At 73.7% G+C, this 21,550-nt stretch carries 19 protein-coding genes; 15 read left to right on the top strand and 4 right to left on the bottom strand.

Annotated elements, in window-relative coordinates; genetic code table 11:
- The first annotated feature begins 22 nt into the window (after window positions 1-22).
- From KV205_RS22185 to KV205_RS22170, 4 genes are all read left to right on the top strand, one after another.
- Entirely contained in the window at window positions 23-892 is an 870-nt protein-coding gene (locus KV205_RS22185; protein ID WP_265866297.1) for a TatD family hydrolase, read from the top strand.
- A 72-nt stretch (window positions 893-964) separates the two neighbouring features.
- Window positions 965-2,131 carry a ubiquitin-like domain-containing protein gene (locus KV205_RS22180; RefSeq protein ID WP_308404089.1) on the top strand — a complete coding sequence of 389 codons (1,167 nt, stop codon included), beginning with the start codon at window positions 965-967 and terminating at the stop codon, window positions 2,129-2,131.
- A 63-nt stretch (window positions 2,132-2,194) separates the two neighbouring features.
- Window positions 2,195-3,082: a 16S rRNA (adenine(1518)-N(6)/adenine(1519)-N(6))-dimethyltransferase RsmA gene (gene rsmA, locus KV205_RS22175; protein ID WP_265866296.1), complete on the top strand. Its 888-nt coding sequence runs from the start codon at window positions 2,195-2,197 to the stop codon at window positions 3,080-3,082.
- A complete protein-coding gene (locus KV205_RS22170) occupies window positions 3,079-4,005 on the top strand; it encodes a 4-(cytidine 5'-diphospho)-2-C-methyl-D-erythritol kinase (protein WP_265866295.1) in 927 nt (308 codons plus the stop codon). Before rsmA ends, KV205_RS22170 begins: the two co-directional genes overlap by 4 nt.
- A 14-nt stretch (window positions 4,006-4,019) precedes the next feature.
- Here the strand turns inward: KV205_RS22170 and KV205_RS22165 are convergent, their stop codons facing one another.
- Entirely contained in the window at window positions 4,020-4,985 is a 966-nt protein-coding gene (locus KV205_RS22165; protein WP_265866294.1) for a hypothetical protein, read from the bottom strand.
- Window positions 4,986-5,215: 230 nt separating this feature from the next.
- Here KV205_RS22165 and KV205_RS22160 point away from each other — a divergent pair, with 230 nt between their 5' ends.
- Window positions 5,216-6,505 (top strand): acyltransferase, encoded by a 1,290-nt coding sequence (locus tag KV205_RS22160; RefSeq protein WP_265866293.1) that lies wholly within the window; start codon window positions 5,216-5,218, stop codon window positions 6,503-6,505.
- Between the two features lie 21 nt (window positions 6,506-6,526).
- Here KV205_RS22160 and KV205_RS22155 read toward each other — a convergent pair whose 3' ends face one another.
- Together KV205_RS22155 and KV205_RS22150 are read right to left on the bottom strand one after the other, a co-directional pair.
- Window positions 6,527-7,708 (bottom strand): hypothetical protein, encoded by a 1,182-nt coding sequence (locus tag KV205_RS22155; protein WP_265866292.1) that lies wholly within the window; start codon window positions 7,706-7,708, stop codon window positions 6,527-6,529.
- Window positions 7,705-8,796, bottom strand: coding sequence for a hypothetical protein (locus KV205_RS22150; RefSeq protein WP_265866291.1), 1,092 nt, complete (start codon window positions 8,794-8,796; stop codon window positions 7,705-7,707). Before KV205_RS22150 ends, KV205_RS22155 begins: the two co-directional genes overlap by 4 nt.
- Before the next feature lie 189 nt (window positions 8,797-8,985).
- Between KV205_RS22150 and KV205_RS22145 the strand changes: the two genes are divergently transcribed.
- The 8 genes from KV205_RS22145 (at window position 8,986) to KV205_RS22110 (ending at window position 19,883) form a co-directional block, all read left to right on the top strand.
- Window positions 8,986-10,791 (top strand): ABC-F family ATP-binding cassette domain-containing protein, encoded by a 1,806-nt coding sequence (locus tag KV205_RS22145; RefSeq protein ID WP_265866290.1) that lies wholly within the window; start codon window positions 8,986-8,988, stop codon window positions 10,789-10,791.
- Between the two features lie 134 nt (window positions 10,792-10,925).
- A complete protein-coding gene (locus tag KV205_RS22140) occupies window positions 10,926-12,785 on the top strand; it encodes a PQQ-binding-like beta-propeller repeat protein (protein ID WP_265866289.1) in 1,860 nt (619 codons plus the stop codon).
- A gap of 115 nt (window positions 12,786-12,900) precedes the next feature.
- Window positions 12,901-14,700, top strand: coding sequence for a PQQ-binding-like beta-propeller repeat protein (locus KV205_RS22135; protein WP_265866288.1), 1,800 nt, complete (start codon window positions 12,901-12,903; stop codon window positions 14,698-14,700).
- 197 nt (window positions 14,701-14,897) lie between these two features.
- Window positions 14,898-15,584 (top strand): response regulator transcription factor, encoded by a 687-nt coding sequence (locus KV205_RS22130; protein ID WP_265866287.1) that lies wholly within the window; start codon window positions 14,898-14,900, stop codon window positions 15,582-15,584.
- A gap of 169 nt (window positions 15,585-15,753) precedes the next feature.
- Window positions 15,754-16,806: a galactose-1-phosphate uridylyltransferase gene (galT, locus tag KV205_RS22125; protein WP_265866286.1), complete on the top strand. Its 1,053-nt coding sequence runs from the start codon at window positions 15,754-15,756 to the stop codon at window positions 16,804-16,806.
- The gene (galE, locus tag KV205_RS22120) at window positions 16,803-17,765 is read left to right on the top strand and encodes a UDP-glucose 4-epimerase GalE (protein WP_265866285.1); all 963 of its coding nucleotides are present in this window, start codon (window positions 16,803-16,805) and stop codon (window positions 17,763-17,765) included. The genes galT and galE overlap by 4 nt, the downstream gene beginning before the upstream one ends.
- Window positions 17,766-17,768: 3 nt before the next feature.
- The gene (galK, locus tag KV205_RS22115; protein ID WP_265866284.1) at window positions 17,769-18,914 is read left to right on the top strand and encodes a galactokinase; all 1,146 of its coding nucleotides are present in this window, start codon (window positions 17,769-17,771) and stop codon (window positions 18,912-18,914) included.
- A gap of 228 nt (window positions 18,915-19,142) precedes the next feature.
- Entirely contained in the window at window positions 19,143-19,883 is a 741-nt protein-coding gene (locus tag KV205_RS22110) for a response regulator transcription factor (RefSeq protein WP_265866283.1), read from the top strand.
- On the opposite strand, the gene KV205_RS22105 is transcribed toward KV205_RS22110, so the two are convergent.
- Window positions 19,842-20,339, bottom strand: a complete 498-nt coding sequence (locus KV205_RS22105) for a MarR family winged helix-turn-helix transcriptional regulator (protein ID WP_265866282.1) — start codon at window positions 20,337-20,339, stop codon at window positions 19,842-19,844. The two genes, KV205_RS22110 and KV205_RS22105, sit on opposite strands and share 42 nt — an antisense overlap.
- A gap of 163 nt (window positions 20,340-20,502) precedes the next feature.
- Between KV205_RS22105 and KV205_RS22100 the strand changes: the two genes are divergently transcribed.
- Together KV205_RS22100 and KV205_RS22095 are read left to right on the top strand one after the other, a co-directional pair.
- Entirely contained in the window at window positions 20,503-21,336 is an 834-nt protein-coding gene (locus tag KV205_RS22100) for a trans-aconitate 2-methyltransferase (protein WP_265866281.1), read from the top strand.
- Entirely contained in the window at window positions 21,336-21,545 is a 210-nt protein-coding gene (locus tag KV205_RS22095) for a hypothetical protein (protein ID WP_265866280.1), read from the top strand. Before KV205_RS22100 ends, KV205_RS22095 begins: the two co-directional genes overlap by 1 nt.
- Window positions 21,546-21,550: the final 5 nt, after the last annotated feature.

Raw genomic sequence — 21,550 nt, 5'->3', positions numbered from 1 at the left:
TGGCCCTCGTACGATCGGGGCCATGAGTGCCAAGGACGCCCCGCCGCCGCTGCCCGAGCCCCTGCCCGTCCCGGTCGCGGACTCGCACACCCACCTCGACATGCAGTCCGGCACCGTCGAGGAGGCCCTGGTCAAGGCCGCCGCCGTCGGCGTCACCACGGTCGTCCAGGTGGGCTGCGACATCAAGGGCTCGCAGTGGGCCGCCGAGACCGCCGCCGCGCACGAGCACGTGCACGCGGCCGTGGCCCTGCACCCCAACGAGGCGCCCCGGATCGTCCTCGGCGACCCCGACGGGTGGTCCCGCCAGGGCGCGCGGGAGGCCGGCGGCGACGCGGCCCTCGACGACGCCCTCACCGAGATCGACCGGCTCGCCGCCCTGCCGCACGTCCTCGGCGTCGGCGAGACGGGCCTGGACTACTTCCGTACGGGTCCCGAGGGCATGGCCGCCCAGGAGCGGTCCTTCCGCGCCCACATCGAGATCGCCAAGCGGCGGGGCAAGACGCTCGTCATCCACGACCGCGAGGCCCACGCCGACGTGCTCCGCGTCCTCGACGAGGAGGGCGCGCCCGAGCGGACCGTCTTCCACTGCTACTCCGGCGACGCCGAGATGGCCGGGATCTGCGCCGCCAAGGGCTACTACATGTCCTTCGCCGGCAACGTCACCTTCAAGAACGCCCAGCCGCTGCGCGACGCCCTCGCCGTCGCCCCGCTGGAGCTCGTCCTCGTCGAGACCGACGCCCCCTTCCTCACCCCCGCACCCTTCCGGGGCCGCCCCAACGCCCCGTATCTGATCCCGGTGACCGTGCGGGCGATGGCGGCGGTGCGCGGGATCACGGAGGAGGAGCTGGCCGGGGCGATCGCCGTGAACACGGCCCGCGCCTTCGATTACTGATCCATAACGGTTACGTGTCGCAGCCGGGTGGTTTTGGAGAGTGACCGCGCGCGGGGCTAGGGTCCCGGCCTCGTGAGCACTTCGCACCGTTCCGGGGGATCCGGGGCTCGCCGGGCCGCCCGGCGCCGCAAGGCGAGCCCGCCCGCCGCCGAAGGGCTGCGGCGGATCGTCCCGCAGGCCCTCGTCGTCGCCTTCCTCGCCGGCGGCACCAGCGCCTTCGTCGCCGACGACAAGGCCGTGAAGGTCTCCGTCGACGGGGTCCCGCGCACCCTGCACACCTTCGCCGACGACGTCGAGGAGCTGCTCGCCGACGAGGGCCTCGTGGTCGGCGCGCACGACATCGTCGCGCCCGCCCCCGGCACCGCCCTGGGCAGCGGCGACGAGATCGCCGTCCGCTACGGGCGCCCGGTCTCCCTCACCCTCGACGGCCGGCGCCGCCAGGTGTGGACCACCGCCCGCACGGTCGACGGCGCGCTGCGGCAGCTCGGGGTGCGGGCGGAGGGCGCGTATCTGTCGGTGTCCCGGTCGGCGCCGATCTCCCGGCAGGGCCTCGCGCTCGACGTGCGCACCGAGCGGGCCGTCACCTTCCTGGCGGACGGGCGGGAGCGGACCGTGCGCACCAACGCGGCCACCGTCCGGGAGGCCGCCGAGGAGGCCGGGATCGCGCTCGCCGGGCAGGACACCACCTCGGTGCCGCTCGACTCCTTCCCGCGCGACGGGCAGACCGTCGCCGTGCTGCGGATCACCGGCACCCAGGAGATCCGCGAGGAGCCGGTGCCATTCGCCGTCGAGCGGACCCGCGACCCGGAGCTCTTCGCCGGCACCGAGCTGGTCGAACGCCAGGGCGTGCCGGGCGTGCGCCGCGTCACGTACGCCCTGCGGACCGTCAACGGGGTCCGGCAGCGGCCGCGCCGCATGGGCGAGGAGACCGTCCGCGAGCCGGTCTCCCAGCGCGTCCGGGTCGGCACCCGCCCCCTGCCCACCTCGGTCTCCGGCGCCGACGGCCTGAACTGGGGCGCCCTCGCCGCCTGCGAGTCCGGCGGCCGCCCCACCGCCGTCGACCCCTCCGGCACCTACGGCGGCCTCTACCAGTTCGACCCCGGCACCTGGCGCGCCCTCGGCGGCACCGGCGTCGCCCAGAACGCCCCGGCGGCGGAACAGACCTTCCGCGCGAAGAAGCTGTACGTGCAGCGGGGCGCGAGCCCGTGGCCGCACTGCGGGCGGCGGCTGCACCAGTAGGCCCCGGGGAGCCCGGGCCCGGCCCCGGCCGTTCCCACCCCGCGTAGGCCCTACGCTGTACCGGTGAGCACCACCACCGGCCCCGACAGCCCCGACTCCGCCCTCCTCGGCCCCGCCGACATTCGTGAGCTGGCCGCCGCACTCGGCGTGCGGCCCACGAAGCAGAAGGGCCAGAACTTCGTCATCGACGCCAACACCGTGCGGCGCATCGTCCGGACGGCCGAGGTGCGGCCGGACGACGTGGTCGTCGAGGTGGGGCCCGGGCTCGGGTCGTTGACCCTGGCGCTGCTCGAGGCGGCGGACCGGGTGACGGCGGTCGAGATCGACGACATCCTGGCCGCGGCGCTGCCGGCGACGATCGCCGCGCGGATGCCGGGGAAGAAGGACCGGTTCGCGCTGGTCCACTCGGACGCCATGCACGTGCAGGAGCTGCCGGGCCCGGCGCCGACCGCGCTCGTGGCGAACCTGCCGTACAACGTGGCCGTGCCCGTCCTCCTGCACATGCTGGACCGCTTCCCGACCATCGAGCGGACCCTCGTGATGGTGCAGGCGGAGGTCGCCGACCGGCTGGCGGCGCGCCCCGGCAACAAGGTGTACGGGGTCCCCTCCGTGAAGGCGAACTGGTACGCGGAGGTCAAGCGGGCCGGCGCCATCGGCCGCAACGTGTTCTGGCCCGCGCCGAACGTCGACTCCGGCCTGGTCTCGCTCGTCCGGCGCACGGAGCCGATCGCCACGACCGCCGCCAAGGCCGAGGTCTTCGCGGTCGTCGACGCGGCCTTCGCGCAGCGCCGCAAGACCCTGCGGGCCGCGCTCGCGGGCTGGGCGGGTTCGCCGGCCGCGGCCGAGGAGGCCCTGGTGAAGGCCGGGATCTCGCCGCAGGCGCGGGGCGAGGCGCTGACGGTCGAGGAGTTCGCCCGGATCGCCGAGAACAAGCCGGAGGCCACGGCATGAGCGTGAACACGAGCACGAGCGTGACCGTACGGGTGCCCGCCAAGGTCAACGTCCAGCTCGCGGTCGGCGGCGCCCGCCCCGACGGCTTCCACGACCTGGCCAACGTCTTCCTCGCCGTGTCGCTGTACGACGAGGTCACCGCGACGCCCGCCGAGACCCTGACGATCACGTGCGAGGGCCCCGACGCCGACAAGGTGCCGCTCGACCGCAGCAACCTGGCCGCGCGCGCCGCCGAACTGCTCGCCGCCCGCCACGGCATCTCGCCCGACGTGCACCTGCACATCCTCAAGGACATCCCGGTGGCCGGCGGCATGGCCGGCGGCAGCGCCGACGGCGCGGGCGCGCTGCTCGCCTGCGACGCGCTGTGGGGCCTGAACACCCCGCGCGCCGAACTCCTCGACATCTGCGCCGAGCTGGGCTCCGACGTGCCGTTCAGCCTGGTCGGCGGCGCCGCGCTCGGCGTCGGCCGCGGCGAGCGGCTGACCGAGCTGCCGGTCGGCGGTGCTGCCGGCGGCGCCTTCCACTGGGTCTTCGCGGTCGCCGACGGCGGTCTGTCGACCCCGGCGGTGTACGGCGAGTTCGACCGGCTCAGCGAGGGCGTGGCCGTGCCGGAGCCGGCCGCCTCGCCCGTACTCCTCGACGCCCTGCGCGCCGGCGACGCCACCGCGCTCGCGGGCGCCCTCGCCAACGACCTCCAGCCGGCCGCGCTGTCCCTGCGGCCCTCGCTGGCGGCCACCCTCGCGGCTGGCACGGACGCGGGCGCGCTCGCGGCCCTGGTCTCCGGCTCGGGCCCGACGACCGCGTTCCTGGTGAAGGACCCGGAGTCCGCCGAGTCGGTCGCCGCCGCGCTGATCGCCTCCGGCACCTGCCGGACGGCCCGCGTGGCGACCTCCCCGGCGGCCGGGGCGACCCTTCTCGCCTGATCCTTCTCGGCCGGCTACAGCTTGTTCTTGGAGATCCGGGCGAGCAGCAGGTTCGGGTCCGGGGTCGTGTTCGGCGGCGGGAAGTAGGCCGCGCTCGGCACGTACACCTTCTTGGCGTGCACGGCCACGGACGTCGGGTTGCGCAGCCCGTCCGCGGCCGTGAGGACCGTCTTGTGGGTGCCGTCCGGGCGGATGAGCTCCAGCTTGTCGTCGAGGATCCGGGCCGCCAGGACCGTGTCGCCGTGCCCGGTGAAGGCGAAGTCGTCCAGGGTGAGTCCGCTAGCCCGCGTCTCGACCGGCCCGGCCTCTCGGTCGGGACCGGTGCCGATCGGGATGCGCAGCAGGGTGCCTCGGGCGGAGTTGGACACCCAGACCGCGCCGTCGTGCAGCTTGAGACCGTTGGCGCCGAAGGGGAGCTCGGCGGTCGGCTCCAGGGCCGTTCCGGAGGCCCACACGACGGGCTCGCCCCCGTTCACCGGTACGCGCCACACCACACCGCGCGAGGAGTCGGCGACGTACAGCTCGTCGCACTCTTCGTCGAGGGCCATCCCGTTGGGCAGCGCGTCGACCGGCAGCGCCACGATCCGCTCGGCGGCGCCGCTGCCGGGGGCGATCCGCCAGATGCCGTTCGTGGCCGCGTCGCCGGTGGCGTAGCCGACGTACAGCGTGCCGTCGTGGGCGCGGGCGATGCCGGTGGTGATGGCGGCGCCCACGGGCGTGTTCGGGTTCGCCACGGCGGGCAGGGTGGCGAGGACGTCGATGGCGCCCTTCTTGTCGACGCGGGCGACCTGGTGGGCGAAGGCGAAGGTGAGGTCGGCCGAGCCGTCGGGTTCGAGCGCGATGTTCTCCGGGGTCTGCCCGGCGCCGACGAAGTGGGTGAGCACGCGCGCGTGCGAGACGGTCGGGTCGCCTCCGATCGGTGCGGAGACGAGCAGGGCGGCGAGCGCGGCGCCGGCGGCGGCGAGGACGGGGCGGGTCATGGGGCTCCCTCGGGTTCGGGGACAAGGTGACGACGCCCTGAATGTGACGGACTGTCAGGGCTTCGGTGCGGTGCCCCGGCCGTGGGTTCGCCCGCGCGGTGGAGCGCGCTCCCGCCATCCGGGCCGGGGCATCCGGGCCGGGCGGCACTCGTGGGTACGGCTCGTACTCACGCGCGAGTTGAGTATCCGAGCGCTCCCGGCGCCCCGGGCCCGCCCGGCACCGTGCCCGTATGGGAATCAGTGCTCGGGAACTCGCCGCCGCCACGCCCGCGACCCGCGACCGCTACGTCGACCTGCTGCGGGTCGCCTCGCTCGCGGTCGTCGTGCTCGGCCACTGGCTGATGGCGGCCGTCACCGCCGACGGACAGGTCGGCAACCTGCTCGCCGTCGTGCCCGGCCTCCAGGTGCTGACCTGGGCGCTGCAGGTCATGCCGGTGTTCTTCTTCGTGGGCGGCTTCTCGCACGCCCTCGCCCACCGCTCCCGCCCCCGCTACGCCGCCTTCCTGCGGGCCCGGCTGCAGCGGCTGCTGCGGCCGACGATGGTCTTCATCGGGGTGTGGGCCGTGCCGGCCCTCGCCGTCCAGCTGCTCGGCGCGGACGGCGGGCTGACCGGGGTGGCGCTGCGGCTCGTCACCCAGCCGCTGTGGTTCATCGGCATCTACCTCGCCATGGTCGCCTTCACGCCGCCGCTCCTGAAGGCGCACGGGCGGTACGGGTGGGGCGCGTTCGGCGCGCTGGTGGCGGGCGCGGTCGTGGTGGACGTGCTGCGGTTCGCGGCCGGCGTGCCGTACGTCGAGTTCCTGAACTTCGCGCTCGTCTGGCTGGCCGTCCACCAGCTCGGCTTCCTGCGCGCCGACGGCATGATCCGCCGCCCGGCGCTCCTCGCGGCGGCCGGTCTGGCGGGCGCGGGGCTGCTCGTGGCCCTCGGCCCGTATCCGCTGTCCATGGTCGGCATGCCGGGCGAGCAGGTCTCCAACATGGCCCCGCCCACCCTCGCCCTGCTCTGCCACGGCCTGTGGCTGGTCGGCGCGGTCGAACTCCTGAAGGGCCCCGGCGCCCGCCTCACGGCCCGCGCCCGGGTCTGGCGCGCGGTCGTCGCCGCCAACGGGATCGCCATGACCGCCTTCCTCTGGCACCTGACGGCGATGCTCGGCGTGTACGGCGCGCTGCTCACCCTCGGCGTCGACCTGCCCGCCCCCGCCACCGGCGCCTGGTGGGCCCAGGTCCCGCTGCGCCTCGCGGCGGCGGCCGTGCTCACCGCCCTCCTGGTGACCCTCTTCCGCCGCTTCGAAAACCCGGCCCGCACCGCCCCCGCGACCGACACCGGCGCCCCCCTCGCCGCCCTCGGCATCACCCTGGCCCTGCTCGGCGTCCTCGGCCTCTCCATGACCGGCCTCGGCGGCCTCCTGGAGGGCCACACCGCCACCCTGATCGCCCTGAGGGTGACCGCCCCGGCGGCCATCGCGATGGCGCTCGCGGGCTGGTTCCTGGTGGAGCGGGCGGGCCGGGGGCGGGCGTAGCCGGTCGTCCAGGGGCTGCCCCTAGTCGATGTCGGGGTAGACCGGCGCGGTGCCCGGCGGCGTGCAGCCGTGGGTCTGCGCCGAGCGGGCGGCGAAGGACTGCAGGGCCTTGCGCAGGGCGGGGTGGTCGAGGGCGGGGCCGGTGGTGGCGGCGCGGGTGCCCGAGTCGTCGGGGGTGACCGTGTAGGCGGCGAGCTGCGCCGCGCCCGGGCACTCGGCCCAGAGGACGTAGTGGCCCTTCGGGTCGACGTGCGTCGGCGGGGCGGTCAGGTCCCGCAGTTCCTCCCGCTCGTACCAGCTCAGGGCCGCGCCGTACCGGGCCTCGAAGGCGTACAGCGGCGCGCCCTGCAGGCCGCCGAGCGTGCAGCCCTCCGTGGGCTTCGGGCCCGGGGCGGTCTCGACGGCGGTGCGGACGCCCCAGCGGGCGGCGGTCGGGGCGTCGAGCAGGCCGGCGCAGCTGCCCGAGACCGAGGCGAACGGGCGGTAGTCCCAGGCGTTCACCGAGACGCCGACCTCCCGCACCGGCTCGCCCTCGGCGGGCGCGCAGTCGTGCTGCCGGGCGAAGGCGGAGGCCGTGCCGGTCAGGACCGCGGCGAGCCGGGTCCGGGTCTCCGGCAGGGCGAAGTCGGCGCGCGAGATCCGGGCGCTCACCTCGGCGGAGATTCCGGCGCCGGACTTGGCACCGGACTCGGCGCCGGACTTGGCACCGGGCTTGGCGGCGCAGCCGAGGAGCAGCGAGGCCCGCGCCTCGCCCCGATCGTCGGAGTCGTGGTCCGGGTCGAACGTGAAGCCGCCGGTCCAGCCGTGGCCGAGCGGTGCGTCGGTGGCGGCCGATTCGAGATCGGCGTGGCGGTCGCCCGCCTCGTCCACCGTCACCCGCAGGTCGATCCGGCCGTCCTTCTCCCGGTCGGCCCCGCTCACCCGGCACTGCCACCAGGCCCCCGCGTCCCGCCTGGTCTCGGCGGTGACCTCGGCCCCGCCGAGCAGCTCCCGCAGCGGCCCGGCCGCGAGCGCGCCGTCGCACGCCGAGTCGAGGGCCCGGTCGTGGCGCCACTCGTCCCAGCCGCCGGACAGCCAGAACACGCCGCCCGCCACCAGCACGGCGCCGGCCGTGAGGCCCGCCGCGAGGCGGATCCTCCGGCGCCGCCGGAACCCTTCCAAGGTCTGCCCAGTCTCTCGGGTCTCCCCGGTCTCCCCGCTCATCCCCACACCTTCCCCAGAACCTTGATGCCGTCGCAGTCGCCCGACGCGTCCAGCGAGCGCGTGAGGAACGCGTCGGCGCGGGCGGCGAGCAGCGCGCGGTCCGTCCCCTCCAGGCCCAGCCGGTGCAGGGCCGGGCCACCCGCGCACCGCGCCTCGGCCCACACCGCGAGCCGGTGGGCCCGCTTCTCCCCGGCCTGCTGTTCGCCGGCCTGCTGCTCGCCTCCGGGCTCGGCGCCCTTCCCGACGGCGGCGAGCTCCCGCCCGTACTCGACGCGCGCCTCCGGCAGCGCCTCGCCCCACCAGGTCGCGGAGCTCACCGCCACCGAGGACCGGCTCGTGCCGACGGTGGTGGCGCAGGCCCGGGCCCAGGCGTGGGTGCCGCCCTCCGCGGCCCAGTGGGCGTTCTTCCAGGCGGGGCCGAGGAGCTCCGGGCGGAACCAGCCGCACTCCTCCTCCCCGTCCGGTTCCTCCTCCGGCGGGGACGACCGCCACGACTGCACGGCTTCGTCCCGCACTGGCGCCCCGCCGCAGCGCGCGTCCTTCCGCACGTCCTCGGCGACGGCCGCCACGAGGCCGCCGAGCCACTCCCGGGCCTTCGCGTCCGTCGTCCCGTACACCCGGAACGTCGTGACGGGCCGCGGATAGCCGGGCAGCCCGTTCGGGCAGGGAACGGTGATCCGCTCGTCCGCCCGGGCGTAGTCCTCGGTCCACTCCGGGGGCTTCGCGTACGGGGTGTCGGAGACGAGATCGTCGACCCGGACGCCCTTCAGGGGCGCGTCCAGGACCGGCACCGCCGTCACCGTGAACCCCGAGTCGTCGTCGTCCCCGGACAGGGAGCAGGACACCAGGCCGCGCGGGCCCGGCCCGGTCCGCAGCTCCCACCGGACGCCGTCGGGCAGCAGCTTCGCCGCGGCCTTCGCCGGCAGCGCCCCGCCGCACGCCCGGCGCAGCGCGTCCTCGTTGTGCCGGTCCCGCTGCCCGGCCCTGACCAGGACGAACGCCGTGATCACGGCCGCGAGCAGCAGCAGCGCCGAGGCCTGTGGCAGCCACCGGTGCCGCCGGAACCGCGCCCACACCGAATCCGTCATTCCGCCCCCGTTCCGTACGCCGTCCCGTACGCCCTCGCACCCGCCGTCCCGTACGCGTCCCATACGGGATCCCGCACGCCGTCCCCGTCTTCGCACGCGGTCGCACTCGCGAACGAATCACCGCACGCTATCCCACCCGCCCCACCCGTCTACCCTGGACGTCGACCGAACCCCCCGTACAGGAGTGAAATGGCCGTCAACCTGGTCAATGTCGAGTCCGTCAGCAAGGTGTACGGCACCCGTGCACTGCTCGACGGGGTGTCCCTCGGCGTCTCCGAAGGGGACCGGATCGGCGTCGTCGGCCGCAACGGCGACGGCAAGACCACCCTCATCCGGATGCTCGCCAAGCTGGAGGAGGCCGACACCGGCCGGGTCACCCACAGCGGCGGACTGCGGCTCGGGGTGCTCACCCAGCACGACTCGCTCGACCCGACGGCGACCATCCGCCACGAGGTCATCGGCGTCATGGCCGACCACGAGTGGGCCGGCAGCGCCAAGATCCGCGACGTGCTCACCGGGCTCTTCGGCGGGCTCGACCTGCCCGGCTTCGAGAAGGGGCTCGACACCGTCATCGGGCCGCTGTCCGGTGGCGAGCGGCGGCGCATCGCGCTCGCCAAGCTGCTCATCGAGGAGCAGGACCTGATCGTCCTCGACGAGCCCACCAACCACCTCGACGTCGAGGGCATCGCCTGGCTCGCCCAGCACCTGCGCGAGCGGCGCTCCGCGCTCGTCTGCGTCACCCACGACCGGTGGTTCCTCGACCAGGTCTGCACCCGCATGTGGGACGTGCAGCGCGGCACGGTGTACGAGTACGAGGGCGGCTACTCCGACTACGTCTTCGCGCGCGCCGAGCGCGAGCGGATCGCCGCGACCGAGGAGGTCAAGCGGCAGAACCTGGTCCGCAAGGAGCTGGCCTGGCTGCGCCGCGGCGCCCCCGCCCGGACGTCGAAGCCGCGCTTCCGGATCGAGGCGGCCAACGCGCTCATCGCGGACGTGCCGGAGCCCCGGGACAGCAGCGAGCTGATGAAGTTCGCCAACGCCCGGCTCGGCAAGACCGTCTTCGACCTGGAGGACGTGACCGTCACCGCCGGTCCGAAGACCCTGCTCCAGCACCTCACCTGGCAGCTCGGCCCCGGTGACCGCATCGGTCTGGTCGGCGTCAACGGCGCGGGCAAGACCTCACTCCTGCGGGCGCTCGCCGATGCCGCCGTCACGGAGGGGGACATCCAGCCCGCCGCCGGCCGGGTCGTGGTCGGCAAGACCGTGCGGCTCGCCTACCTCTCCCAGGACGTCACCGAACTCCCCGCCGAGCTGCGGGTCCTGGAGGCCGTGCAGCAGATCCGCGACCGGGTCGACCTCGGCAAGGGCCGGGAGATGACCGCCGGGCAGCTGTGCGAGCAGTTCGGCTTCTCCAAAGAGAAGCAGTGGACGCCGGTCGGCGACCTGTCGGGCGGCGAGCGGCGCCGGCTCCAGCTGCTGCGGCTGCTCATGGACGAGCCCAACGTGCTCTTCCTCGACGAGCCCACCAACGACCTCGACATCGAGACCCTGACCCAGCTGGAGGACCTGCTCGACGGCTGGCCCGGCTCGATGGTCGTCATCTCCCACGACCGCTTCTTCATCGAGCGCACCACCGACCGCACCTTCGCGCTGCTCGGCGACAGGACCCTGCGGATGCTGCCGCGCGGCATCGACGAGTACCTGGAGCGGCGGCAGCGGATGATCGAGGCCGCCGCCCCGGCGCCGGCCGCTCCCGCGGCCTCGGCGAAGTCCGGCGTCTCGGCCGCCGACGCCCGCGCCGCGAAGAAGGAGCTGCAGAAGGTCGAGCGACAGCTCGACAAGATCTCCGAGAAGGAGAGCAAGCTCCACACTCAAATCGCCGAAAACGCCACGGACTTCGAAAAGGTGGCCAAACTGGACGCGGAGCTCCGGGAACTCGCAGGTGAGCGCGAGGAGTTGGAGATGCGCTGGCTGGAACTCGCCGAAGACGCGTAGAGATGTCGTAGAGGACGCGTAACGCTGGCATCACGGACCGGTCCTCCCTTGGGAACAAGGGACGGACCGGTCACTTTTGCGCCATCCGGTGAGTGGTAGAAAGAAAACCCGCTCACATCAAGGGGGAAGCGCTGATGACCCAGCCGCCCAGCAACCAGCCGCCGGGAGGCTTCGGCGCGCCGGACCCGAACGTCCCGCCGGTCCCGCCGATGCCGCCGCAGGCACCGCCGGCTCCGCCGACCGCCCCGCCGCAGGCCCCGCCGACCGTGCCCGCCGCGCCGGCCGCGCAGCCCGGCCCGTACGGGTACCCGCAGACGCCGCCGCAGGCACCTCAGCAGGGCCCGTACGGGTACCCGCAGGAGGCGCCGCAGCAGCAGCCGGGCCAGCCCGGCCCCTACGGGTACCCGCAACAGCCCGGTCCGTACGCCCAGCAGCCCGGCCCCTACGGGCTGGGGGCACCTCCCGGGCCGCAAGGCCCAGGGGGACAGCCGGGTCCGTACGGGGCCTACCCGACGGCCCCGATGCCCCCGGCGCCCGGCGGTGGCGGCGGCAAGAACCCCTTCAAGGGCAAGCCCGGCATCATCGTGGCGGCCTCCGTCGCCGCGGCGCTCGTCATCGGCCTCGGCACCTGGTTCGCGCTGAGCGGCGACGGCGAGAAGGACCCGGTCGCCGAGCCGACCCAGTCCGCGACCACCGGTCCGAAGCCGACCGAGTCCGTCGACAAGGGCGACGGCAGCGGCGACGGCGAGAACGGCGGTCCCGAGGACCTCAACGCCGGCCGCAAGGACGGCGAGGCCAAGATCAGCTGGCTGCTCAAGAACAACGTCGACCTGCCGCGCAACGGCTCCGACGTCTACGGCCCGTGGATCGTCGGCGACACCGTCGTCAAGGCGATGTACAAGGGCATCGACGGCTACAGCCTGGCCGACGGCTCCAGCAAGTGGCACATCGACGTGCCCAACGAGCTGTGCGCCGCGCCGCCGCAGCCGTCCGCCAACGGCATCATGGTCTTCGGCTACAAGGACTCCGCCGGCGACCGCGCCAAGTGCCTGGAGATGCAGCAGGTCGACCTCAACACCGGCAAGGCGGGCTGGAAGAAGTCCATCCCCAAGCCGACCGGCCTCTTCGCCTTCTCCGACAACACCCTCGCCATCAGCGGCAACACGGTGACGGCCTCCGGCTCCAGCTCCGCCTACGGCTTCTCCCTCGCCGACGGCAAGCAGCTCTTCACCGGCCCCACCAGCGGCTGCAAGCCCTACGCGTACGCGGGCGGCAGCAAGCTGATCGCCGCCTCCCAGTGCCGCACCGGCGACGTGAACAAGGAGCAGCACGAGATCAGCGAGGTCGACCCGAACACGGGCAAGACCAAGTGGACCTTCAAGCTGCAGGCGACCTGGGAGGTCGACAAGGTCTACTCGGTGGACCCGCTGGTCGTCTCCGCCACCCAGCGCGAGCAGAAGAAGTGGGCGATCTTCTCGCTCACCGCGGACGGCAAGGAGCGCTCGCAGATCCAGGGCGGCACCGACAAGTTCGCCCCGAAGTGCGGCGGCAGCTTCGTCATCTTCGGCAAGAACCTCCAGGGCTGCACCGGTGTCGCCGCCGACGCGAACACCTTCTACATGGCGACCGAGACCGCGTACGGCACGCCCAACGAGGTCATCGCCTTCGACCTGAACACCGGCAAGGCGAAGTGGCGTTCCAAGGCGCCCGGTGAGCAGCAGATGAGCCCGCTGCGCATGGAGGGCTCGGACGTCCTGCTCTACGTCGAGCCGCGGTACGACACGGGCAGCGCGGTCGCGACGCTCGCGCCGACCGGTGGCGCGCCGAAGGTGCTGCTCCAGGGCCAGGCCGAGGTCTCCTCGATGGAGACCTCCTTCTACAGCGCCAAGTACGCGTACTCCAACGGCACGTTCGTGATCTCGGCCGGCCGGGTCTCCGCCTCCAACGACAAGGAGGAGAAGGAGACCAAGACGATGATGGCGTACGCCAAGTGACGCCCGGGGGTCTGTCCGGCGCCGGCCGCCGGGCGGACCCCCGCTCGTTCCGTTCCGCCTGATCCGCCGTCCGTTTCGCCGTCCGCTTCCCGATCCGACCGAGGTGTCCTCAGCCATGACCCAGCCGCCCCCTCCGCCGAACCAGCCGCCGGGGCCGCCCCCGGGCGGGTTCGGCGCGCCGCAGGAGCCTCCCCACGGAGGCTTCGGGGCGCCCACGCCCCCGCCGCCCCCGGCGCAGCCGCCCGCCCAGCCGCCGTACGGCTACCCGCAGGAGCAGCCGCCCGCGCAGCCCCCGTACGGCCAGCCGCCGCAGCAGTACGGCTACCCGCAGCCGCCGCAGCAGGGCCAGCCCCAGCAGCCGTACGGCTACCCGACGCAGCCGATGTACCCGCAGCAGACGCCTCCGCCGGCCCCCGGCGGCGGCAAGAAGCTGTCCGCGCAGATGCAGATCGTCATCGCGGCGGTCGTCGCCGTGGCGCTGATCGTCGGCGGCGGCATCTGGTACGCGAACTCCGGCGGTGACGGGGACGACACCGCCAAGGGCGGTTCGGGCGGGACCAGCGCCGGGCAGAACGCCGGTCAGGACGGCGGCAAGGACGCCGGTGCGGGCGGCATCGGCGGGGGCGGCAAGGAGAAGGTGCCGGCCGACCCGAAGTCGGTCGCGTCCTTCCAGCTGCCGCAGCCGAAGGTGCCGGACGTCACCGACGTCGCCGGCTCCTGGATCACGGACAAGGCGTACGTGAAGACCGGCATCGACTCCATGGTCGGCTACGACCTGGACAAGGGCACGGTCCAGTGGACCCTGCCGCTGACCGGTCAGGTCTGCGGCACCTCGGTCCACATGACGGCCGACCACAAGCTGCCGATCCTCTTCGAGGCCGCCAAGCGCACGGCGCCGCGCTACTTCCAGCCGTGCACCGAGGTCGGCCTGGTCGACCTGAACACCGGCAAGCTGGTGTGGTCGAAGTCGATCACCGGCGGCACCGCCGGCGACAAGAAGGTCACCTTCGGCGAGGTCACCGTGCACGGCCAGACCGTCGCGGCCGGCGGCGGCGACGGCGGCGCGGCCTTCGACCTGGCCAACGGCAACCCGCGGTGGAAGCCGCAGCCCGACGCCAACAACTGCGAGGACCTGGGGTACGGCGGCGGCGAGGGCGGCCTCGTGGCGGTCCGCAAGTGCGGCTCGTACGACGACCCGACCGTCACCATCCAGAACCTCAACCCGACGTCCGGCGCGCCCATCGCGCAGTTCAAGATGCCGAAGGGCGTCAAGTGGGCGTCCGTGGTCTCCACCAAGCCGCTGGTGGTCGCGGCCGAGGTCGGCGACACCGCCGGCGACGGCAGCGGCATCTCGGACTTCTTCTCGATCGACGAGAAGACCGGCACGCTGAAGGCGAAGATCACGGCCGACGCGGACCGCTACGCCGCCCGCTGCCGCTCGACCAAGGTCGAGTCCTGCACCTGGGTCGCCGTCGGCAACGGGCGGCTCTACGTGCCGACCGAGGAGCACGAGGGCAGCACCGGGGAGTACGGCGACGAGACCAACGAGATCGTCGCCTTCGACCTGAACACCGGCCAGCTGACGCCGAACAAGGCCGACGCCGGCGACAAGTACACGCTGGTGCCGCTCCGCATGGACGGCGGCAACCTGATCGCGTACAAGTACCCGCCGTACGACAAGGGCGGGCAGATCGTCTCCATCGACGGCGGCACCATGAAGTCGACGCTGCTGATGGAGAACCCGTCGGAGAAGACGTCCAGGGAGGGCGAGACCAGCTTCAGCTCGCTCAGCGCCGAGTACCGCTACGCGAACGGGCGGTTCTTCGTCTCGGGGACGACCATCAGCAAGTCCTCGTCCTCGTCGACCTCCACGTTCAAGCAGTACCTGGCCGTGGGCTACCGCGTCGGCGGCTGACCGGCCCGTGCGGCGCGCACCGCGCACCGCGCACCCGAGCCCCGTGGGGTCCCTTCCGGAGAAGGGGCCCCACGGGCGTTTCGGGGCACGGGCGTTTCGCGGGTCGGCGCGATTGGGGCAAAGCGGGGCGGGGGAGTGTGTAGCTTGCCGGGCAGGGCGGCCAGGGGAAGGCCGGCCCGGGGATGGGGGAACGAACGATGGGCGTACGGCTCATGGTGGTCGACGACCACCGACTGCACGCGGAGGCACTGGCCTCGGCGCTGAAGCTGCGCGGGCACCGGGTGCTCGCCGCGGCGGCGCCCGTGGCCGGGGCCGCGGAGCTGGTGGTGAGCCGCGCACCCGAGGTCTGCCTGATCGGCACGGCGGCGCCCGCCGAACCGGGCACCTTCGACCCGGTCGTGCGGATCAAGCGCGAGCGGCCGCAGATCGCGGTGGTGGTGCTGGGCCCGGTGCCGTCGCCGCGCGGGATCGCCGCCGCGTTCGCGGCCGGCGCGTCCGGTTACGTCCGCCACGACGAGCGGATCGAGGGCGTCGAGCGCGCCCTGGTGAAGGCGCGCGCGGGCGAGGCCGCGGTGGCGCCGCAGCTGATCCAGGGGGCCTTCGCCGAGCTCCTGAACCCGGCCGTGCAGCCCGACGACGAGGGGCAGCGGCTGCTGCGGCTGCTGACCCCGCGCGAGGCGGAGGTCCTGGTCCGGGTGGCCGAGGGCGAGGACACCCGGGTGATCGCGGCGGGCATGGCGATCGCCCCGAGCACGGCGCGCACCCATGTGCAGCGGGTGCTCATGAAGCTGGGCGTGGGCTCGCGCCTGGAGGCGGCGGCGCTCGCGGCGCGGACGGGGCTGCTCGACCGGGTGCCGGTGCGCGTGCCGGCGCCGCGGGCCTGACCCGTAACCCCGTAACCCTCGCCTGACCCGTAAGCCTCCTTCAACCCTCCGCCAGCCCTCCTTCGTGTCGATCCGGGGCGCGGATCGGGTTGAGTGTTGCGCGTCGATGTTTGATTGTGCTTTTTTATGGGTGGTTCTGTTTGTTGGATGGCTGAGGGAGCCGCCCGCCGTGAAGAAGACCGTCACCCGTCTCGCCGACGGGCGCGAGCTCATCTACTACGACGCCGAGGACGCCGCCCGCGAGGGCGGAGCGCGCGACGCCGTCGACCCGCGCCCCCTCGACCCCGTCGTCTCCGCCTCCGAGATCCGCCTCGACCCGCTGCTCGGCGAGCACGTCGCCATCGCCTCCCACCGGCAGGGCCGCATCTACCACCCGCCCGCCGACAGCTGCCCGCTCTGCCCCTCCACCGAGGCCTGGCACAGCGAGATCCCGGCCGGGGACTACCAGGTCGCCGTCTTCGAGAACCGCTTCCCGTCGCTGTCCGGCGCCAACGGGCGCTGCGAGGTGGTCTGCTTCACCTCCGACCACCACGCCTCCTTCGCCGAGCTCGACGAGGAGCGCGCCGCCCTCGTGCTCGCCGCCTGGACCGACCGCACCGCCGAACTGTCCGCCCGCCCCGGCGTCGCGCAGGTGTACTGCTTCGAGAACCGCGGCGCCGAGATCGGCGTCACCCTCGCCCACCCGCACGGGCAGGTGTACGCCTTCCCCTTCACCACCCCGCGCACCGCCACCATGCTCCGCAGCGCCGCCGCCCACCGCGCCCGCACCGGCCGCAACCTCTTCGAGGACGTGCTCGCCGAGGAGCGGGCGGGCGAGCGGGTGGTGCTCGCCGGCGAGCACTGGACCGCCTATGTGCCGTACGCCGCCCGCTGGCCGTACGAGGTGCATCTTCAGCCGCACCGGCGGACCGCCGACCTCACCGGGCTCGACGCGGCGGCCCGCGCCGAGTTCCCGTCCGTCTACCTGGAGCTGCTCCGCCGCTTCGACCGGATCTTCGGCCCGGACGCGCCCCCGACCCCGTACATCTCCGCCTGGCACCAGGCCCCGGTCACCGGCGCGGGCCGCGAGGAGTTCGCGCTGCACCTGGAGCTTTTCACCGTCCGGCGGGCCTCTGGCAAGCTGAAGTACCTCGCGGGCACCGAATCCGGCATGGGCGCGTTCATGAACGACGTGTCGCCGGAGTCCGCGGCCGACAGACTCCGAGAGGTGGCAAGCAGTTGAGTAAGTACCTGGTGACGGGCGGAGCCGGCTATGTGGGCAGCACGGTCGCAGCCCACCTGTTGGAGGCGGGGCACGAGGTCACCGTCCTCGACGACCTGTCCACCGGCTTCCGCGCGGGCGTGCCCGCCGGTGCGGAGTTCATCGAGGGCCGCATCCAGGACGCCGCGAAGTGGCTCGACGCGTCCTTCGACGGCGTGCTGCACTTCGCCGCCTTCTCGCAGGTCGGCGAGTCCGTCGCCAAGCCGGAGAAGTACTGGGACAACAACGTCGGCGGCACCATGGCGCTGATCGCCGCCATGCGCGCGGCCGGCGTGCGCAAGCTGGTCTTCTCCTCCACCGCCGCCACCTACGGCGAGCCGGAGACCGTGCCGATCACCGAGGCCGCGCCGACCGCGCCCACCAACCCGTACGGCGCGACCAAGCTGGCCGTCGACCACATGATCACCGGCGAGTGCGCCGCGCACGGCCTGGCCGCCGTCTCGCTGCGCTACTTCAACGTGGCCGGCGCCTACAAGGAGTGCGGCGAGCGGCACGACCCCGAGTCGCACCTCATCCCGCTGGTCCTCCAGGTCGCCCTCGGCAAGCGCGAGGCCATCAACGTCTACGGCGACGACTACCCGACCCCGGACGGCACCTGTGTCCGCGACTACATCCACGTCGCCGACCTCGCCGAGGCCCACCTGGCCGCGCTCGACGCGATGACCGCGGGCGAGCACCTGATCTGCAACCTCGGCAACGGCAACGGCTTCTCCGTCCGCGAGGTCGTCGAGACCGTCCGCAAGGTCACCGGCCACCCGGTGCCCGAGGTCATGGCCGAGCGCCGGGCCGGCGACCCGGCCGTGCTCGTCGCCTCCGCCGACGCCGCCCGCGAGCGGCTCGGCTGGACCCCGTCCCGCCCGGATCTGGCGGCCATCGTCGAGGACGCGTGGGCGTTCGCGCAGAAGAAGGAGCAGGGATAACGGATGAACGGTGTCGCGGCGGAGTTCGGCGCGCTGTACGGGGCCGGGCCCGAGGGGGTCTGGGCCGCGCCCGGACGGGTCAACCTGATCGGTGAGTACACCGACTTCAACGAGGGCTTCGTGCTCCCGCTGGCCCTGCCGCACACCACCGTGGCCGCGGTGTCCCGGCGCGACGACGGGGTCCTGCGGCTGCACTCCCGTGACGTGCCGGGCGGTCCGGTACGGCTGGACGTGACCGCCCTGGAGCCGGGCACGGTCGACGGCTGGGCCGCCTACCCGGCCGGCGTGGTGTGGGCGCTGCGCGCGGCCGGGCACCCGGTGGGCGGCGCGGACGTGCACCTCGCGTCCACCGTGCCGACCGGCGCGGGGCTGTCCTCCTCGGCGGCCCTGGAGGTCGTCACCGCGCTCGCCCTGAACGACCTGTACGGGCTCGGGCTGAGCCGCCCCGAACTCGCCGTGGTCGCCCAGCGCGCCGAGAACGCCTTCGTCGGCGTGCCGTGCGGGGTGATGGACCAGATGGCCTCCGCCTGCGCCACCGAGGGCCACGCGCTCCACCTCGACACCCGCGACCTGTCGTACCGGCAGGTGCCCTTCGACCTCGCCGCGCACGGGCTGCGGCTGCTCGTCGTGGACACCCGGGTCAAGCACGCCCTCGGGGACGGCGCGTACGCGGAGCGGCGCGCCGGGTGCGAGGCAGGTGCGCGGGCGCTCGGCGTGCGCACGCTGCGCGAGGTGGATGCCGCGCATCTGCCCGCAGCGCTCGGGCGGTTGACCGATGAAACGGTTCGCCGGTACGTACGGCACGTGGTCACCGACAACGCGCGCGTGGCACGCACCATCGCCCTGCTCGACGCGGGCGACCCGCGCGCGGTCGGCCCGCTGCTCGTCGAGGGCCACGCCTCGCTCCGCGACGATCTGCGGGTGTCCTGCCCGGAGCTCGACCTCGCGGTCGCGGCGGCGGTCGGGGCGGGGGCGCTCGGGGCGCGGATGACGGGGGGTGGCTTCGGGGGGTCCGCGGTGGTGCTGGTGGAGGACGGCGCCGCCGACGAGGTCGCGGGTGCGGTCGGGAAGGCGTTCGGTGCTGCCGGGTTCGTCGAGCCGCGGGTGTTTCCGGTCGTTCCGGGGGACGGCGCGCGTCGGCTTCGGTGACGCGCGTGCGGGGGGACTTCGGCGATTTCGCCGCGGGGCGTCGGGGGCGCCCCTAGTCTGGTCGCAGCGCCGGTGGGGGCCGGTGCTGATCAGGGGTATCGAGACCCGCCGGGTACGGCGCCCGGGGCGGGGGTATCTGTCTGGCACGGCGGCGGCCGTGCGAGTGACGGCCCGCGCCCGGCGTCCTACCCGTGCCGGGGCCGTTCCTCGACCACATGAGGGGTTTCCGTGGCCCGTATCCGGGTTCTGGTGGTGGACGACCACCGTGTCTTCGCAGAATCGCTGGCCGCCGCCCTCGCGGCGGAGCCCGACGTCGAGGTCGCCGCCGCGGGAAGCGGGCCGGCCGCCCTGCGGTGTCTGGACCGGGCGGCCGCGGAGGGGCGGCGGTTCGACGTGATGCTGGTGGACGCCGAGCTGGGCTCCGGCGACGGGGTCGAGCTGGTCGGGCAGATCCGGGAGGGCCGGCCGGGGCTGCGCAGCGTGGTGCTCGCGGAGCGGGACGACGCCCGCCGGGCGGCGCTCGCCCTGCAGGCCGGGGCCTGGGGCTGGGTGGCCAAGGACTCCTCGCTGCAGCGGTTGCTCGCGGTGGTGCGCGGCGTGCTGAGGGACGAGACGCATCTGCCGCCGGCGCTCCTCACCGGGGTGCTGCGGGAGCTGACGGAGGCCCGCCGGCACCGTACGGAGAGCGAGCGGCTCGTGGAGTCGCTGACGCCGAGGGAGCGGGAAGTGCTGCGGTGCATGGTGGCCGGGCTCGGGCGGAAGGCCGTCGCCGAGCGGCTCTTCCTGTCGCCGCACACCGTGCGGACCCACATGCAGAACGTCCTGGGCAAGCTCGGCGTGCACTCGACGCTCGCGGCGGTGGCGCTGGCCCGGCGGGCCGGGGTGGACCCGGCGGAGGAGCCGGCGCCGGTGGTCCCGGGGCCGGCGCTAGCCGGGGAGGTTGTCGAACGGGGCGGTCAACTGGCGTAGCAGATCGGCCAGTTCGCCGCGCTGGTTACGGGGGAGGCGGGCCAGGATGGCGCGCTCCTGGGCGAGCAGTCCGGCCAGCGCCTGGTCGGCGCGGTCGCGGCCCTCGGGGGTGAGGCGGACCAGGACGCCGCGCCGGTCGCTGGGGTCGGGCAGCCGCTCCACCAGGCCCTTCTTGGCGAGCCGGTCGATGCGGTTGGTCATGGTGCCCGAGGTGACCAGGGTCTGGGTGAGCAGCTGGCCGGGGGAGAGCTGGTAGGGCGCGCCGGCCCGGCGCAGCGACGTCAGGACGTCGAACTCCCAGGGCTCCAGCTGGTGCTCGGAGAAGGCGAGTCGACGAGCGCGGTCGAGGTGGCGGGCCAGGCGTGAGACACGGCTGAGCACCTCGAGCGGTTCCACGTCGAGGTCCGGGCGCTCGCGACGCCATGCAGCGACCAATCGGTCGACCTCGTCCTCCATGTCGATCAGTGTAGAGGGTCTGTTGACGTAAAGTCTCTTGATATCGAGTCTCTTGGAGGTGAGAATCTTGATGTCGAGATATAGTCTTCTTGACTATGGGGAAGGGACCGGGCCGGAACTCCGTTCCGTTTCGGCAACTCGTTCCAGCAAGGGGGCTTCGAACATGCATTCCGTGGACTCCGCCGCACCGACGTGGGACCCACAGCAGTACCTGCGCCACGCGGGTCATCGCACCCGCCCGTTCCTCGATCTGCTCGCACGAATACCGCAGCTGCCGAACCACCCGCGCCCCGCCCGCATCGCCGACCTCGGCTGCGGACCGGGCAACGTCACGATCCTCCTCGCCGACCGCTGGCCCGACGCGCACATCACCGGCTTCGACCTCTCGCCCGAGATGCTGGAACGGGCCGAGAAGGACTGGGCCGGCACCACCGCCGGGGGCGGCTGGCTCGACTTCCGGCAGGCCGACGCGGCGCACTGGACACCCGACGAGCCCTACGACCTGATCGTCTCCAACGCCGCCCTGCAGTGGGTGCCCAACCACCCCGAGTCCTTCGCCGTCTGGATCGACGGACTGCGGCCCGGCGGCACCTTCGCCTTCCAGGTCCCCGGCAACTTCACCTCGCCCAGCCACGCCCTGCTCGGCGAGCTGTGCGAGAGCCCCGAGTGGCGGGACCGGGTCGGGGACCAGGGGCGGCGCTTCGTGCACATCCTGGAGCCCGTCGACTATCTGCAGCGGCTCGCCGACCTCGGCTGCGAGACGGACGTCTGGGAGACCACGTACATCCAACTGCTCCAGGGCGAGGACCCGGTCCTCGACTGGGTCAAGGGCACCGCCCTGCGCCCCGTCCTCACCGCCCTGCGCGAGGACCCGGAGGCCACCGAGGCCTTCCTCACCCAGTACCGCGACCGCCTCCGCGAGGCCTACCCGCCGGGCCCGCACGGCACCGCGTTCCCGTTCCGCCGGATTTTCGCCCTCGCGAGGAAGGCCGCCTGATGTCCTTATCCGCCGTCGACCACGTCCAGCTCGCCCCGGGGCCGGTCCAGCTGCATCTCGGAGTCGAGGCGGCCCCCGGCGGAGGCGGAGAAAGCCACTGTCGGGCGGCGAAGAAGGGCCACCCCGGGCTGCGGGTGACCGGAATCGCCGACTACGCGGCCCGCGACCCGGTCGGCAACCGGCTGGAGTTCCTGGAGCCCTTGGAATGAGACGG

It is taken from the genome of Streptomyces sp. SKN60, from assembly GCF_026236535.1.
In the GTDB taxonomy this organism is placed as follows: domain Bacteria; phylum Actinomycetota; class Actinomycetes; order Streptomycetales; family Streptomycetaceae; genus Streptomyces.
Note: the sequence above shows the minus strand (reverse complement) of the source record. Positions and strands in the feature narration are given on the sequence as shown.